General features: G+C 61.7%; 13 protein-coding genes. 2 read left to right on the top strand and 11 right to left on the bottom strand.

What is annotated here, in order from left to right; genetic code table 11:
- Window positions 1-8 precede the first annotated feature (8 nt).
- The 9 genes from KIP88_RS06240 to KIP88_RS06200 form a co-directional block, all read right to left on the bottom strand.
- Entirely contained in the window at window positions 9-881 is an 873-nt protein-coding gene (locus KIP88_RS06240; protein WP_214486982.1) for a branched-chain amino acid ABC transporter permease, read from the bottom strand.
- A 35-nt stretch (window positions 882-916) separates the two neighbouring features.
- The gene (locus KIP88_RS06235) at window positions 917-2,101 is read right to left on the bottom strand and encodes an ABC transporter substrate-binding protein (RefSeq protein ID WP_214486981.1); all 1,185 of its coding nucleotides are present in this window, start codon (window positions 2,099-2,101) and stop codon (window positions 917-919) included.
- A gap of 153 nt (window positions 2,102-2,254) precedes the next feature.
- Window positions 2,255-3,232: a nitrogen assimilation transcriptional regulator NAC gene (nac, locus tag KIP88_RS06230; RefSeq protein ID WP_214486980.1), complete on the bottom strand. Its 978-nt coding sequence runs from the start codon at window positions 3,230-3,232 to the stop codon at window positions 2,255-2,257.
- 165 nt (window positions 3,233-3,397) lie between these two features.
- On the bottom strand, window positions 3,398-4,489 hold the full coding sequence (locus tag KIP88_RS48125) for an ABC transporter ATP-binding protein (protein ID WP_214486979.1): 1,092 nt from the start codon (window positions 4,487-4,489) through the stop codon (window positions 3,398-3,400).
- Between the two features lie 12 nt (window positions 4,490-4,501).
- Window positions 4,502-6,259 carry an iron ABC transporter permease gene (locus KIP88_RS06220; protein WP_249790547.1) on the bottom strand — a complete coding sequence of 586 codons (1,758 nt, stop codon included), beginning with the start codon at window positions 6,257-6,259 and terminating at the stop codon, window positions 4,502-4,504.
- 7 nt (window positions 6,260-6,266) lie between these two features.
- On the bottom strand, window positions 6,267-7,295 hold the full coding sequence (locus KIP88_RS06215; protein WP_308163265.1) for an extracellular solute-binding protein: 1,029 nt from the start codon (window positions 7,293-7,295) through the stop codon (window positions 6,267-6,269).
- Between the two features lie 53 nt (window positions 7,296-7,348).
- On the bottom strand, window positions 7,349-7,765 hold the full coding sequence (locus KIP88_RS06210; protein ID WP_214486977.1) for a Rieske (2Fe-2S) protein: 417 nt from the start codon (window positions 7,763-7,765) through the stop codon (window positions 7,349-7,351).
- Window positions 7,765-8,868, bottom strand: coding sequence for an amidohydrolase family protein (locus tag KIP88_RS06205; protein WP_214486976.1), 1,104 nt, complete (start codon window positions 8,866-8,868; stop codon window positions 7,765-7,767). The genes KIP88_RS06210 and KIP88_RS06205 overlap by 1 nt, the downstream gene beginning before the upstream one ends.
- The gene (locus tag KIP88_RS06200) at window positions 8,865-9,995 is read right to left on the bottom strand and encodes an amidohydrolase family protein (protein WP_214486975.1); all 1,131 of its coding nucleotides are present in this window, start codon (window positions 9,993-9,995) and stop codon (window positions 8,865-8,867) included. The genes KIP88_RS06205 and KIP88_RS06200 overlap by 4 nt, the downstream gene beginning before the upstream one ends.
- A 157-nt stretch (window positions 9,996-10,152) precedes the next feature.
- Between KIP88_RS06200 and KIP88_RS06195 the strand changes: the two genes are divergently transcribed.
- Together KIP88_RS06195 and KIP88_RS06190 are read left to right on the top strand one after the other, a co-directional pair.
- A complete protein-coding gene (locus KIP88_RS06195) occupies window positions 10,153-10,686 on the top strand; it encodes a MarR family winged helix-turn-helix transcriptional regulator (RefSeq protein ID WP_214486974.1) in 534 nt (177 codons plus the stop codon).
- Window positions 10,687-10,743: 57 nt separating this feature from the next.
- Window positions 10,744-11,562 carry an SDR family NAD(P)-dependent oxidoreductase gene (locus tag KIP88_RS06190; protein WP_214486973.1) on the top strand — a complete coding sequence of 273 codons (819 nt, stop codon included), beginning with the start codon at window positions 10,744-10,746 and terminating at the stop codon, window positions 11,560-11,562.
- Window positions 11,563-11,583: 21 nt separating this feature from the next.
- Here the strand turns inward: KIP88_RS06190 and KIP88_RS06185 are convergent, their stop codons facing one another.
- Together KIP88_RS06185 and KIP88_RS06180 are read right to left on the bottom strand one after the other, a co-directional pair.
- Entirely contained in the window at window positions 11,584-13,233 is a 1,650-nt protein-coding gene (locus tag KIP88_RS06185) for a GMC family oxidoreductase (protein WP_214486972.1), read from the bottom strand.
- A 14-nt stretch (window positions 13,234-13,247) separates the two neighbouring features.
- Window positions 13,248-14,459 (bottom strand): ABC transporter substrate-binding protein, encoded by a 1,212-nt coding sequence (locus KIP88_RS06180; RefSeq protein WP_214486971.1) that lies wholly within the window; start codon window positions 14,457-14,459, stop codon window positions 13,248-13,250.
- Window positions 14,460-14,480: the final 21 nt, after the last annotated feature.

The following is a 14,480-nucleotide window of genomic DNA, read 5'->3' as shown; positions in this document are numbered from 1 at the left end:
CCGCCCCCCTAGAACCTGGACTGGACGCTGAAGAATCCGGTCGGACGGACCATCAGCATTCCAATCAAAATGACGAACCCAACCGCATCGCGATATTGCAGCCCGATAAAGCCCGCTACAAAGCTTTCGGCGATGCCGAGAATCCAGCCGGCAATCAGCGTGCCCCTTACGTTACCCATGCCGCCCATGACGATCACCGCAAAGGTCTTGAGAGTGATGGCCTCACCCATGCCGCCATAAACCGTGACGTTGATCGGCCCTGTCAGCACACCGGACAAAGCCGCCAACCCGCCGCCGAGCACAAAGGTACCCAGCACCACCCGCTCAATGTCGATACCGTTAACCAGACAGCACGCGGTGTTCTGGGAGACCGCCCGCATCGCCTTGCCCATGCGGGTGCGCCTAACCAGAAACTCGAGGGCGATGAACACCCCGATCGTCACCAGGACGATGATGATGCGCTGCCAAGCGAGGCTGATCTCGCCGAAGAAGACCGGCTCGAGCCAACCGCCAGGGAATATCTTGTAGGTGCCTCCGAAGGTGATGATGATCAGATTCTGCAGGATCAGCGACAGGCCGAGCGTGGCGAGCACCCCGGACTGGAATGGCGCCGTGACGAGTCTCTGCATCACCAGCCGGCCGATTACCACCGCGATGCCCATGGTAATGATCACCGCCAGGAAGATCGCCACCGGATAGGAAATGTTCAATTTTGTGATGACGTACCAGGCTGAGAAGGTGCCCAGCATATAGTATTCGCCGTGAGCGAAGTTGATCGCCCGCAGCACGCCGAAGATCATCGTCATGCCGGCGGCGACCAAAGCGTAGACAGAGCCTGCGACGATGCCGTTGATGATCTGCTCGATCAGCAACTCTGTCATGATCCATATCTCCTGCCGTTACGGCGGTGATCTGCTCAGCGGGTCGAATATTTGATCTGGGTATTGAACGTACCCTTGATCACGGGCTTTCCGTCGATGATCTCAAACAGGATCATCGGCAGATTGGCCTGATTGTGATCGTCGAAGGTCACCTTGCCCATGACGCCCTCATAGGACATCGTCGAAAGCGTCTTGCGAATATCGTCCTGGTTGTCGCTCTTGGCTTCCTTGGCCGCGGCGGCTACCAGCCGCATCGTTTCCCAATAGGCATAGGCGTGGACGTTGGGAGTCTCACCGGCATAGGCCTTGCGGTAAGTGGCGACGAATTCGTGATTCTTCGGCGTATCCCATTCAGGCACATAGGCCGCGGCCTCGACTGCGCCGTTCAGCGCTGTCGGAGCGATCTTGATCGCTTCGGGATTGTTGAATTCGGCACTGCCGATCAAGATGACCTTGCCGGCAAGTCCGGCCTCAACCATCTGACGGGCGATGATGGGCGTCGTATCGGCAAGTCCGTACATGATGATGGCGCCAGCACCCGAGCGGCGGATATTGGCCAGAACCGGGCGGAAATCCGCTTCCTTGTCCTTGTAATAATCCTCGCTGACAATCTCGGCGCCGAATTCGCCGAGATATTTCTTGGTCAGCACGATCGCGCCACGGCCATAGTCGCTGTCGACGGAGAGTACGGCGAACTTCTTGATCTTCTTTTGCTCGGTCGCATATTTGAGCACAACCGAAGCGCGGTTCTCGTCAGTCGGATAGTTGCGGAATGACCATTTGAAGCCGCCGACACCAGCCTTATAGGTGATGTCGGGATTGGACGAGGCCGCGTTGACGAGCAGGACACCGGCATTCTCCACTACGGGCTGCATGGCGATCGTGACCGAGCTGCAGACATCACCGATAACAACGCGAACCTTGTCCTGCGCGATCATGCGCTGCACCGAGGACACGCCTTCGGTCGGAATGCACTGACTGTCGCCCTGGAACAGCACGATTTTCTTGCCGTTGATACCACCCGCAGCATTGATTTCATCGCGGGCCAGTTGTGCTCCCCGCCAAGCGAAAGCGCCGTAGCGCGCGGCCGCTCCCGTATTGGGACTGACGATGCCGATACGCACGACATCGGATTGTGCCATCGCAGGAAAGACAACGGAGCAGGACAGCGCGAACGATGCAACTGCGACGCTCACAGCGGAAGCGAAACGACTGGACATGACACCCCTCCTCAAACCGACAGACATAAGATCAGGGTGTCGGCCTAGCTTAAGCCTTTTGGTCCAATCATCCCCGTCAGCGACGGAACGAAGCTTAGAACGATCAATCGACAGCCGGCTTCTTCGATCTCATTCTACCGTCATAACAAATGCTTATGGCGGATCGCGACGTGAGCTGCGCTTTCGGCCGGCCGGACCGTTCGCAGGCGGCATGCCCTCCGCAGCTGCGAAATCCACCGCCATTTTCAGGACGATCTCGCGAACAACCAGAGCCGCCTCGGAAAGCGGCAGATGATCGGATTGGCAAAGCGAGATCGTTGCGGAGATGACGGGTCGGATGAGGCGGCGCGTCACCAGGTTCTCGCACCCCCGGAACTGTTCCGCGGCCGAACTTGGCAGGATGGTCGGGCCAAGCCCTGCATTCAAGGCAACGCGCATCGTCGTCAGGGACTCGATCTCGGCTGCCACGCGCGGTGCAATGCGGACGTGGGCAAAAGAAGCTTCGATCAGCTTGCGCAGGAAATGGTAACTGCTTGGCAGCAACATCTTGACGCCCTGCAACGCGGCAAGCTCGACGGGATCATTCGGCCGTCCGGGCAATTTCAGCGAGCGCGGAGCGACGAGGAAGAATTCCTCCCGGAACAATGGCTGCAGGCGCGTGCCCTTGATCGCTCCAAAGCTGTAGATCAGCGCCATGTCGAGCCGGCCGGAGATGACCAACTCGCTCAGGACATGGCCAAAACTGTCACTGATGTTGAGCACAATGTCCGGATGCTTGTCCGCAAGTGCAAGCAGTAAAGGCCCCGCAAAATTGGCGGCGCCGCTGAAGGTGGCAAGGCCTATCGAGACATGCCCCTGCAGGGAAGTGGTCGCCTTGGTCACGTCGCGCTGGGACTGTTCCAGTTGCTTGAGCATCGCCTGGGCGTGGCGGTAAAGGGTAAAACCGGCTTCCGTCGGGGCGACCCCGTGATTGCTACGCAGAAGCAGCTTTTGCTTGAAATGCGCCTCGAGCGCGGCGACCTGCTGGCTCAACGCCGGTTGGGCGATCCGAAGAGTGTTGGCGGCACGCGACATGCTGCCCGTGTCGACGATCTTGACGAAACTGCTGAGTTTCTTGAAATCGACGCTCACGTACTACCTTTAGTTTGGTAACAAGGTCAGTCTGGGAAAATCACCGTCAAGCTACAGATGTTGACGGTTTATCGCAAACAGATCTCGAAGGAGCGACGGAGGCGCGTTTCGCGGCGATCGCACACTGTGCGTCATCGTTAAGCCTCCTGATTTCAAATCTCGATTTCAGGGAGATGCCAAGGCCCAAAGCGCGGATTTGGCGGCAGCGATTTTGATGGTTTCCCCGACCTTGGGACACGTCAGCGCCGGAACCTCAATCCGGAGCTCCCCGGCCTGCGTGCGCACAAGCAGGGTACGCCGCGCGCCGCGAAACACGGAATTCAGCACCTCGCCGCGCCACTCGGCGTCGACTTCGTCCGGCACCACACCCGCCGTTATATCCTCCGGTCTGACCAGAATGCGGACCCGGTCGCCGGCCGCAAAGCGCTGATCGCCATAGGCGACACCCTGCCAGCTCTCGCCCCGCACCCCGAGCTTGAACGAATTCGCAGCCGCCTCCACCGTCGTCACGGTGGCGTCGAGCAGATTCGGCGCACCAAAGAATGTCGCCACGGCTTCCGAATTCGGACGCTGATAGATGTCCTGCGGCGGGCCTGCCTGGAGAATCTTGCCGGACCGCATCAGCACCACGCGATCCGACAGCGCCATGGCTTCGTCCTGATCGTGCGTCACATAGAGCGTTGTGATGCCGAGGCGCTTTTGCAGCGAGCGGAATTCGTCGCCCATTTGCGCCCGCAACCGCGCATCGAGGTTACTGAGCGGCTCATCGAGCAGCAGCACTTCGGGCTCGAACACCAGCGCACGCGCGATCGCCACCCGCTGCTGCTGCCCGCCCGACAGCGCCGGCGCCGGACGGTCAGAAAAATGGTCCATCTCGACCAGCGTCAGCGCTTTTTCGACGCGCTGACGGATTTCGCTTTCCGGCCTGCGGCGCACGCGCAGGGGATATGCCACATTGTCGAACACCCGCATGTGCGGCCAGATCGCATAGGATTGAAACACCATGCCGAGCCGCCGGCGATCCGGCGGCAGATGAATGCTCTTTGCGGGATCATTGACCACGCGCGCGCCGATCGATATCCGCCCACCGGTGGTCTCCTCGAGCCCAGCCACCATGCGCAGCGTCGTGGTCTTGCCGCAGCCCGACGGCCCGAGCAAGGTGACGAACTCGCCGGCGTCGACCCTTAGATCGATGCCATCGACCGCGACGAAACCGCCGAAGGCACGCGAGACATTTTCGAGGACGAGTTCTGACACGGCAAATCCAGTCTAGAGGGTACTGATGTAGCGCTTGATCAGTCGGAGCTGAACCCAGCGGAAGACGAATACCAGGAGCATCATCATCAAGCCGATGACGCTGACCGTTTCGGCCTGTCCGTTTTCCCACATCCGCAGCAGCACCACGGAAAGTACTTCGGAGCCGACCGAATAGAGTAATACCGAGGCGCTCAGTTCGCGCATGATGCCGAAAAAGGTCAGCACCCATCCGACGGCAAAGGACGGCCAGGCCAGCGCAATCATGATCCGCCACAAGGTCTGCCACCAGGTCGCGCCATGAACCCGCGAGCATTCCTCGAGATCGAACGACAGCTGGCGGTAGGCCGCCGACATCACCCGCACCGCGATCGGCGTGCCCAGCGCGACATAGGCAATCAGCAGCGCCCAGATGGTTCCGTAGATCGAGATTGCCGAGGGCAGAAAGGCAAACCCCCACAGGAATCCCACCGCCAGCACCATGCCGGGCATCATCCAAGGCAGCCACGCCAGCACGTCGAGCACCTGGCGGCCTGCCCATCGCGTCCGCGTCGAGATATAGGCGACGATAGCGCCGAGCAGCATCGTGCTCGATGCACCGACCAGGCCGAGCAGGAAGGTATTGCGGAACGCCCGCCAGACTTCGCTATTGCCCAGCACGGAGCGATAATGCTCCAGGGTCAGCATGTCCCACTGGTAGAAGCCGAAAAACTGGAAGAACGATCCCAGGATCAGCTGGCCGATCGGCAGCACGACGCTGATCAGGAAGAACGCCACGCACAGCCCAAAAGTCAGCCAGCGCCACGGACCGAGATCGATCAGCCGCGGCGAATAGCCCTTTCCCGTTACAGTCTGGAAACTCTTGCCGCGCAACAGCCGCCATTGCCACAGCACCAGCAGGAACATCAGCGCCATGATGGAGAAGCTCAAGGCGGTGGCGAACTGGTAATTGGCGATCGACTGGTGATGGATTGAATTGTAGATCGCGGTGGTGATCACTTCGATTTTCGCCGGCGTTCCGAAGAACAGCGGCGATTCGAAGCTTTCCAACCCGCGGATAAAGCTGAGCAGGAACGCGGTGACGATGGCCGGCAGCATCAGCGCGAAGGTAACGCGGCGAAAGGTCCGCCACTGCGAAGCGCCGCACATCCGGCTGGCTTCTTCGAGCGCGGGATCCATCGAGCGAAAGGCCTCAACGACGAACAGAAACAGGAACGGCGTCGAATATTGCAGCATGTGCCAGACCACGCCGCCATAGGAATAGACGTTCACCAGCGCATTGTCCGAGCCGGTGATCCAGCGCCAGGCCAGATTGATGACGCCGACCTGCGGGTTGCCGAGCATGCCCCACGCCATCGCGGTGAGTATCGGCGGCACGAAGAACGGCAGCGTGATCAGCACTTCCAGTGCGCCGCGCGCCGGCGTGTTGGTGCGCGCGATGATCCAGCCGAACAGCACGGCCAGCGCCAGCGAGATGACGGTCTTTAGCAGAGAGATGCCGACCGTATTGGCGAACAGCACGGCAGTCGGCCAGGTCAGCACCTGGCGGTAGCCGGACAGGTCGAAGGTTCCGGGGATACCGGGCGGCGTGGTGTGCAGGCTCCCGTACAACAGCATCGACAACGGGTAGAGCGAGAGAAAGGCGAGCAGCAGAACCAGCGCCGCGACCGCGAGCCGCCGCGGCAGCTTGCCGTCGCGCAGGCCTTGCAGCCGGCTCGACGGCGCAGACGCCGGGCGTTCGATCTGTTGCGACGAGAGCGAGGTCGAGGTCATCGAGGAATTACTGGTAAAGCTTTTTGGCGAGCTCCATCATCGCCGGACGCTCCTCCAGCAGGGCCGGTCCCATCAGCTTGGCGTTGGCGAACGCCTTGGCATCGTCATTGGCGCGGTCGGCGACGCCTTCGACCACCGGCAGCATCCAGCCATTGGCGTAGAGCAGTTGCGACTCCGCTTCGAGGAAGTGGTTGATCAGAAGCCGCGCGGCGTTGGGATGGGCGGCGTTCTTCAGCATGGCGAATTCCATCATGGCGTAGGGCGCGCCCTCCTTCGGAATCACCACCTTGACCGGAAGTCCCTTCAGATCGGAAGCAAACGCGAAGATCTGCGGGACGTAGATCGGGTATTCGCCGCGCGCCACTCGCCGCGCGTCGTTGCGCATGTCGCGGCTGAAAACCGGTTTCTGTTCCGCCAGCTTTTCGTTGAACGCGGCGCCCAGCTTTTTCTGCAAGATGGCGAACATGGTATTGCCGCTGCCGAGCGGACGCATGTCGTCGGAAAGGATCTTACCCTTCCATCGGGGATCGTTGAGGTCCTCCCAGCTCTTCGGCTCGTCCTCCGGCTTGACGATGCGCGTATTGATCAGGATTCCCATTGGTTGCACATAGGCGGGAACGCTGACCTCGGTGGCCTTGAACGGGGCTCGCAAATTCTTGACATTGGGAATAGTGCCGACGGCCTGGATGTAATCGCCGGTCTTGCGCTGTTCCTCGATCATGGTGGTGGTGATGATCTCGGTATCACCCAGGAAGCGGCCGGCGGCCTGCTCGGTCCGGACCCGCTCGGCGAGTTCGCTGGCGCGCAGATCGAGGCTCTCCACCTTGATGCCGTATTTCGCCTCGAACGATTTCAGAACCGCCAAATAATATGGTGCCCCCAGCGCCATGCTGTAGACAACGACCTTGCCCTCTTTCTTGCCGGCGGCGACGACGGAGTCCCAGCCGCCGTCTTGTGCTGACGCCGGGAATGCGAGGCTGGCAAGAAGACCGGTAAGCCCGATCGCCAATGCGGTACGCTTCAATTTCGTCAACACGTCTGTTCTCCCCATATTTTATTGCTTTGCTACCGGCCGCATTACCGCGGCCTTCAAACTTCGATCACCACATATTGCCGCTCGATCGAAACCGGAAATGTCTCGGCTCGAAGCAGCGTCTCCTCGACCAGCGCTGCGCCTTCTTCCACTTTCAGATCAAAGGCGCGAACCTTGGTGCGGCGCGGATCACAGAATGATTTTCCAGTGCGGAGATCGAATTCCCAACCATGCCAGGGGCAGCGGACCATCTCGCCGGGCCGACTGAACTGATAGGACCCCGGCTCGCTGGATTCCACGAGGCCGACCACACGGCCCTTGCACAGCGACGCGCCTTCATGCGGACAGCGGTTGGCGATGGCGAAGAACTCGCCGCCGACATTGAAAATCCCGATGTCGCGGCCCTCCACCTGCACCAGCTTGCGCTGGCCGGGAGCGATGTCGTCCACGGTGGCAACGACGTGACGCGCCATCAGCCGATCCCGTAGAACGCCTGGGCGTTGCCATAAAGCAGCTGGGCGCGCTGCGCCTCGCTGAGCGGCGCCTTGAAGGCGTGGCGCGGATCGTCGAAATCCCAATGCGGATAATCGGTCGAGAACAGCAGGCGGTCCCAGCCGATGCGGTCGAACAGGTCGATTAGCTGCGAAGCGCGGCCCGGCTCCTCCATTGGCTGCGTGGTGAACCAGACATGCTCGCGGACATATTCCGACGGGCTGCGCTTGAGATGCGGCACTTCGCTGCGCAGACGCAGCCAGTGCTTGTCCATCCGCGCGCTGAACGACGGGATCCAGCCGAGCCCGCCCTCCATGATCACGACGCGCAGTGCCGGAAACCGCTCGAATACGCCTTCGAAAACCAGGCTCGACAGCACCGATTGCATGGTTTCGGCGACCGCGTGATGCTCTTCCATGTAATAGGACGGCCAGCCGCCGCCGGTCGACGGATGACCGTTGGTGCCACCGACATGGACCGCGACCGGCAGATTGTTGCGCGCCGCGGCCTCGAAGATAGGCCAATAGCGGCGGCGGCCCAACGGCTCGTCGGTCCGCGGCAGCAGCAGAATCTGGGTGAAATTCGGATCGGACGCCCGCGCCTCGATTTCCGCGACCGATCCCACGGTGTCTTCCTGCGCGATCAGGATCGACGCCCGCAGCCGCGGCTCGTTCTTGACCCAGCGCTCGACCTGCCAGGTGTTCATCGCCTGGGTCAGTGCCACGCCGAAATCCAGATTGCGCTGGCTGCCCGGATTCCAGCGCAGCGGAATCAGCATGCCGAAAGCGACGCCGTTGGGATCGAGATGCTGGCTCCGCATCAGTGACAGGCTGGAGCCCGGCGGGCCGCCCTCGTCGGGATAGGCATCGACACGGGCCGCATCCGGCGACATCCGCGGATGGGTCAGCGCCTCGGAAAAGGCGTGGCGCAGATGACTGCCATAGACCGTCAGATGCTCGATCCATTTTTTGGCGAGATAAGGATGGACCTCGGTCCAGGCATTCATCGCTGGATGAATGTCGCAATCGATCACGCGCAATTTCGCTTCCGTGGGCCGGCCGCGATCGAGCTCGAGCGTGCTCATGCGTTTACCTCCATGGCGTGGTTGGCCTTGGCCAGCCGCGGATAGGTTGCCAGCGCGTTGCCGTACAGGATCTTCTGGAGCACCGCCTCGGAAAGTCCGGAGGGCAATGCGCCGTCGCCGTCGAATTGCCAGTGTGGATAGTCTGTCGAGAACAAAAACAGCGCGTCGGATTCCAGATGCTCGATCAGGCGCATGATCGCCGCCAACTCATCCGGCGCATCGATCGGCTGCACCGTGAAGCGGACGTGATCGCGAATGATCTCCGATGGTGCGCGCGTCACCCAGGGCACCTCGGCGCGCACGCCCTTCCAGGTCTTGTCCGCGCGCCAGATGAAGCCGCTCAGCCAGGTCAACCCCGACTCGATGGCGACCAGCTTCAGCCCGGGAAATTTGGCGAACACGCCTTCCGAGATCAGGCTCTGCAACTGGTTCTCGAAAGCGGAGGATTGCGCAACGTAGTCCTCGACATAGTAGGATGGCCATCCCACCGCGGTCGGCGCATAACGATAGGCGCTGCCGGCGTGAACCCCGATCGGCAGGCCGAGCCGCTCGGCGGCCTGGTAAATCGGCCAGAGCTGGCGCCGGCCGAGCGTGACTTCGCCGGACACCAGCATCAGCACCTGCACGAAGCGGGGATCGTCGGCCCGACGTTCGATTTCCGCGACCGCGAGTTCAGTATTGTGGGCCGGGATCACGATCGAGGCCCGCAACCGCGGGTCACGGCTGAGCCATTCGTCGCGAATCCAGTCGTTGGTGGCGCGGCAAAACACCGCCGCCATGTCCTCGCTGTGCATTACCTGCGCACCGTAGAGGCAGTTCAGAATGCCGAACCGGGGCTGGTAGCGGTCGAGCACATGGCGCTGCATCGCCTCCAGCGACGAACCGGGCTTGGCGTACCCCTCGGGTTTCCAGTCCGGGCGGCACGACAGCGGCGCGTTCTGCGGATAGCTGGTCAGACTGAGATTGAGACGATCGAGCGCGCGAACCGAGACCATCTCGCGCCAGTAATCATCGAGATAGGGCAGCAGCACCTGCATCCCCGGCAACGCCGGATGCAGATCGCAATCGATCGCGCCGACGTATCTCGTCGGATGGTCGTTATCGGCTGATGGGCGGCCTGCCACCATGAACTGGTCTCTATTCGCTGTCCGGCTGAGGGTTTTGGTCGCCGTGCGACCGGCTTATATTGACGCATCAATAAATGACGTGTCAATTGATTTGATCCAGATCGATGCGCCGGGAACCCGACGGGTTTCCGCGCCGGAGCCCCAAGGATCGGCCGGAATGCGGAGCCTCAAGAAGGCAGTGAAGACAGCGGTGAAAGTCCCGGAGGCGAAAGCCCGGACCGGCGGGCCGCCGGGCCAACCGACTGCGGGGCTGCTGACGCAGCAGCACATCACTGTACTGCTGGTCAGCATCGGACTGCGACTCAACCGCGGCGCCAGCGCCTACTACCGCGCCGCCTTCGACCTCGGCATGGCGGAATGGCGACTGCTGCTGGTGCTCATGAGCACCGAAGCCCTCAATGTTGGCGAATTGTCCGCCGCCGCCGATCTGGACAAGGCCGCCGTCAGCCGCAGCCTGGTGCTGCTCGAGGAACGCAAATTGGTTTCGGTGACGCAGACCCGGACGCGTGGCCGCGCTGCGATCGCCAAACTGACGCCGGAGGGCAAGAAACTGTCGGCCCAGCTGATGCAGGTATCGCTGCAGCGCCAGGCCCGGCTGTTCAAGAACTTCACCAAAGTCGACAAGGAACGCCTGCATGCGCTGCTGGCTCAACTCTCGCAGGATCTTACCGGAGCCGATTGGGACCAATAGCCGACGCCTTGAGCCAACCGTCCCGCGACCGCCTGCATCGTTCCACCGGAGACATTCATGAAAATCAACGACCTGTTCGACGTGTGCGGCCTTGCTGTCTTGATCACCGGTGGCGCCAGCGGCATTGGGCTCGCCTATGCGCAAGCGATGGCGCAAAACGGCGCCCGTATCATGGTGGCCGATATCAACCCCGAGACGCTCGCCGCGACGGTGACGACGCTGAGGGCGCACGGAGCGGAGGTCGAGGGCGAGACGGTCGACGTCACCGAGCGGGCCGATCTCGATCGCGTCGTCGCCGCGACGGTGGCACGCTACGGACGCATCGACGTCGCCTTTGTCAATGCCGGCATCAGCGGCGGACCGGGCTTTCTCAGCGCCGACAAAAGCCGGCTTCCGGAGCGTTCGCTGGAGGCAATTCCCGACGAACTGTGGACACGCGTGCTGGAAACCAACCTCACCTCGGTGTTCCGCAGCTTTCAGGCCTTGGTGCCGCAAATGAAGCTGCAGGGTGGCGGGCGCATCATCGTGACCAGCTCGATTTCAGCGACCAAGACCGAAATTCATGTCGGCTCGGCCTATGTCGCCTCCAAGGCCGGTGTCGCGCAATTCGTCCGCCAGGCCGCGCTGGAACTCGCCAAATTCAACATTCTCGTCAACGCCATCGCACCGGGCCCGGTGATCACCAATATCGGCGGCGGGCGGCTGAAGGCGAGCGACGCGCGCAAGCCGTTCGAAAGAGCCTGCCCGATGCATGAGGTCGCAAGTCCTGACGACCTCAAGGGCGCGGCGATCTATCTGGCATCGAAAGCCTCGCGCTTCGTCACCGGCGCGCAGATCGTGGTGGATGGCGGCGTCACCCTCGGCGAAGCCGACTAACGCAGGCGCGCGGCATCCCGGTCACGCAACCCGCGCCGCGTGTCCGGACTTTCGATCGGCGATGATCATCGCCGCGCCCTTTTCCGCGATCATCATGGTCGGAGCGTTGGTGTTTCCCGACACCACACGCGGCATGATCGAGGCATCGACCACGCGAAGCCCGTCGATCCCGCGCACTCGCAATCTGGCGTCGACCACCGCCGAGGCGTCGCTGTCCGGCCCCATCTTGCATGTGCCGGATTGAAGATATGCGGTCATCACCGTCTGCCGTGCATAAGCGAGAAGATCGGCGTCCGTGGTGGCATTGCCGCCGGGCGCGAGTTCGACCGGCGCGAACCGCGCGAGGGCATCCTGGGCGACGATGCGCCGCGACATGCGGATGGTCTCGATCGCCACCCGCTCCGTCTCCGGGGTAGCCAGGAAATTATGCAGAATGGCGGGAGCCTGACAGATATCGGCGCTTGTGATGTGACAATGGCCGGTGCTGTGAGGATGCAGCACCGCGATCAGCGCCGAGAATCCCGGCTCCGTATGCACCTCACCGCCCACGCTTTCCGAACTGTATGGCGAGACATGAAACTGCAGGTTTGCCTGCTCGCGTGATGGATCGCTGCGCGTAAACGCGCACAGTTGCGGCGGCTGCAGGCTCATCGGTCCGCGATGCGTCGCCAGATAATAGGCCCCCATGGCATAGCGCCGCAGCGGATTGGTGATCCATTGATTCATCGTCACTGTGTTGCGGACGCGATAAGTGACGCGCAGCTGCCAGTGATCCTGCATGTTTTCACCGACGCCCGGCATATGATGCCGGACTTCGACGCCATGCCGGCCGAGAACATCGCCAGGACCGATTCCCGAAACCTGCAGCAATTGGGGCGAACCAATAGCGCCGGCCGCAAGGATCACTTCTTCTCTCGCCTGTGCGCTCTCGAGGCGGCTATTGCGCCGGAATGCGATGCCGGTGACGCGACAGCCTTCATACATGACCGCCTGCACGTGGGCCTCCAGAACGACCCGCAGATTGGGACGAGCCATCGCGGGGCGCAGGAACGCCTGCGACGCCGACCAGCGCCGCCCCTTACGGATCGTCGCCTGCACAAAGGCAACGCCAGCATTGTCGCCGCGGTTGAAGTCTTCCGTCTCTGGGATGCCGGCTTCGATCACCGCGCGCTTATAGGCGTGGATGATAGCCCATGGCGAGTGGGTATCCGAAACCGTCAGTTCGCCACCCGCGCCATGCGCCTCGTGCGCTTCGGCGTGCGGATGGTCTTCGATCGCACGGAAGTAAGGCAGCACGTCATCCCAGCCCCAGCCCGGATTGCCGAGATCGCGCCACCCGTCATAATCGCGCGCATGTCCCCGGATGTAGCACATTGCGTTGATCGACGACGAGCCACCGAGCCCTTTACCGCGCGGCACCGCAGTGATGCGGTTATTGGCATGAGGTTCTGGTTCGCTCACAAAACCCCAGTTGTGCTTTGGGTTGCCTAAAATTCGGCCGAGCCCGACCGGGGTATGAATCCAGAAATTACGATCGTGACCGCCGGCTTCGACCAGCAGCACGCTCACCGATGGATCGCGCGACAACCGATTGGCCAGAACGCAACCCGCCGATCCGGCGCCGACGACAATGTAATCGAACGTGCCGAACTGCTCCGAATTCTCCGGCATCTCGGCGGCCGCCCTCAGCTCTTCACGAACGGGCAGCCACCTTCCGACAAGGGCCGCCAGGCCTCCTCCACCGGAATCGTGCGGATTGGCTTGAAGCAGTCCCAATCGCTGGTCGATTCTTCCGGCGTCTTCGCCGAGAGCAGATAGGTCGGATGCAATTTCCGGCCATCGGCGCGAATAACGCCCTTGCCGAAGATGACGTCGTCGGTCGGAATCGCTTTCATCGCATCGACCAGCGCCTTGCCGTCGGCGGCGCTCTTAACCTGCGCCATCGTCTTGATGAGATGCTGGACCGCTGAATAATTGCCGGCCTGCTGGTCGTTGGGCATCAGCTTGCGCGGATGCGCGGCCTGATAGCGTTTGGCGAAGGTACGAGTTCCGTCGTTCATGTCCCAATAGAACGACACCACGATCTTGACGTTGGTGATCGCCTTGATGCCGATCGCGGGAATATTGGTGACATTGAGGATCAGGCCGGCCAGCCGCTGCTTCTTTCCGATGCCGAATTCAGTCGCCTGCTTCAGGCAATTGCTGGTGTCGTCCCCGGCATTCGCCAGCGCGATGACATCGGCGCCGGATGCCTGCGCCTGAAGCAGATAGGAGGAAAAATCCGAAGTGTTGATCGGATGGCGCACGGCGCCGAGTACCTTGCCGCCTGCGGCCGTGACCGCGTCGGCGGCGCTCTGCTCAAGATCCTTGCCGAAGGCGTAGTCCGCCGTGATGAAGAACCAGGTCTTGCCGCCGTCCTGGGTCAAAGCGCGGCCGAGGCTGTGGCCGAGCGACCACGTGTCATAGGTCCAGTGAATGAAATTCGCCGAGCATTGCGCGCCAGTCAATACCGACGATCCGGCACCAGATCCGATCAGGATCTTGTTCTTTTCCCGGGTCAGCCCCGAAATGGCGAGCGCCACGGCCGAATTTGGCACGTCGAGGATGACGTCGACGTTCTCGTTGTCATACCAGCGGCGCGCGATGTTGAGACCGATGTCCGGCTTGTTCTGATGGTCGGCAAACACGATCTCCACCGGCACGCCGGCTTTCGCGGCGAAATCGTCTGCGGCCATCTGCGCGCACAACACAGAGCCGATGCCCTGATGGTCGGCGTAAGGACCGGACATGTCGTTCATGACGCCGATCTTCAGCGGCTTTGAGTTTTGCGCACGTGCGAACCTAGGCAGTACTGACAGCGCGACGCCGGTGACCAGAAATCCTCGTCGATCAAGCATGATGTCCTCCCCTAACCCAGA

Origin of the sequence: Bradyrhizobium sp. SRL28 (assembly GCF_018596315.1) — a bacterium.
Classification (GTDB): domain Bacteria; phylum Pseudomonadota; class Alphaproteobacteria; order Rhizobiales; family Xanthobacteraceae; genus Bradyrhizobium.
The sequence above is the reverse complement of the archived record's forward strand: the minus strand, read 5'-3'. Positions and strand labels throughout refer to the sequence as shown.

Coding starts and splice junctions, on each gene's coding strand:
- KIP88_RS06180 (WP_214486971.1), bottom strand. CDS start 14,459: ATGCTTGATCGACGAGGATTTCTGGTCACCGGCGTCGCGCTGTCAGTA.
- KIP88_RS06185 (WP_214486972.1), bottom strand. CDS start 13,233: ATGCCGGAGAATTCGGAGCAGTTCGGCACGTTCGATTACATTGTCGTC.
- KIP88_RS06205 (WP_214486976.1), bottom strand. CDS start 8,868: ATGAGCACGCTCGAGCTCGATCGCGGCCGGCCCACGGAAGCGAAATTG.
- KIP88_RS06235 (WP_214486981.1), bottom strand. CDS start 2,101: ATGTCCAGTCGTTTCGCTTCCGCTGTGAGCGTCGCAGTTGCATCGTTC.
- KIP88_RS06220 (WP_249790547.1), bottom strand. CDS start 6,259: ATGACCTCGACCTCGCTCTCGTCGCAACAGATCGAACGCCCGGCGTCT.
- KIP88_RS06240 (WP_214486982.1), bottom strand. CDS start 881: ATGACAGAGTTGCTGATCGAGCAGATCATCAACGGCATCGTCGCAGGC.
- KIP88_RS06195 (WP_214486974.1), top strand. CDS start 10,153: ATGCGGAGCCTCAAGAAGGCAGTGAAGACAGCGGTGAAAGTCCCGGAG.
- KIP88_RS06200 (WP_214486975.1), bottom strand. CDS start 9,995: ATGGTGGCAGGCCGCCCATCAGCCGATAACGACCATCCGACGAGATAC.
- KIP88_RS06190 (WP_214486973.1), top strand. CDS start 10,744: ATGAAAATCAACGACCTGTTCGACGTGTGCGGCCTTGCTGTCTTGATC.
- KIP88_RS06210 (WP_214486977.1), bottom strand. CDS start 7,765: ATGGCGCGTCACGTCGTTGCCACCGTGGACGACATCGCTCCCGGCCAG.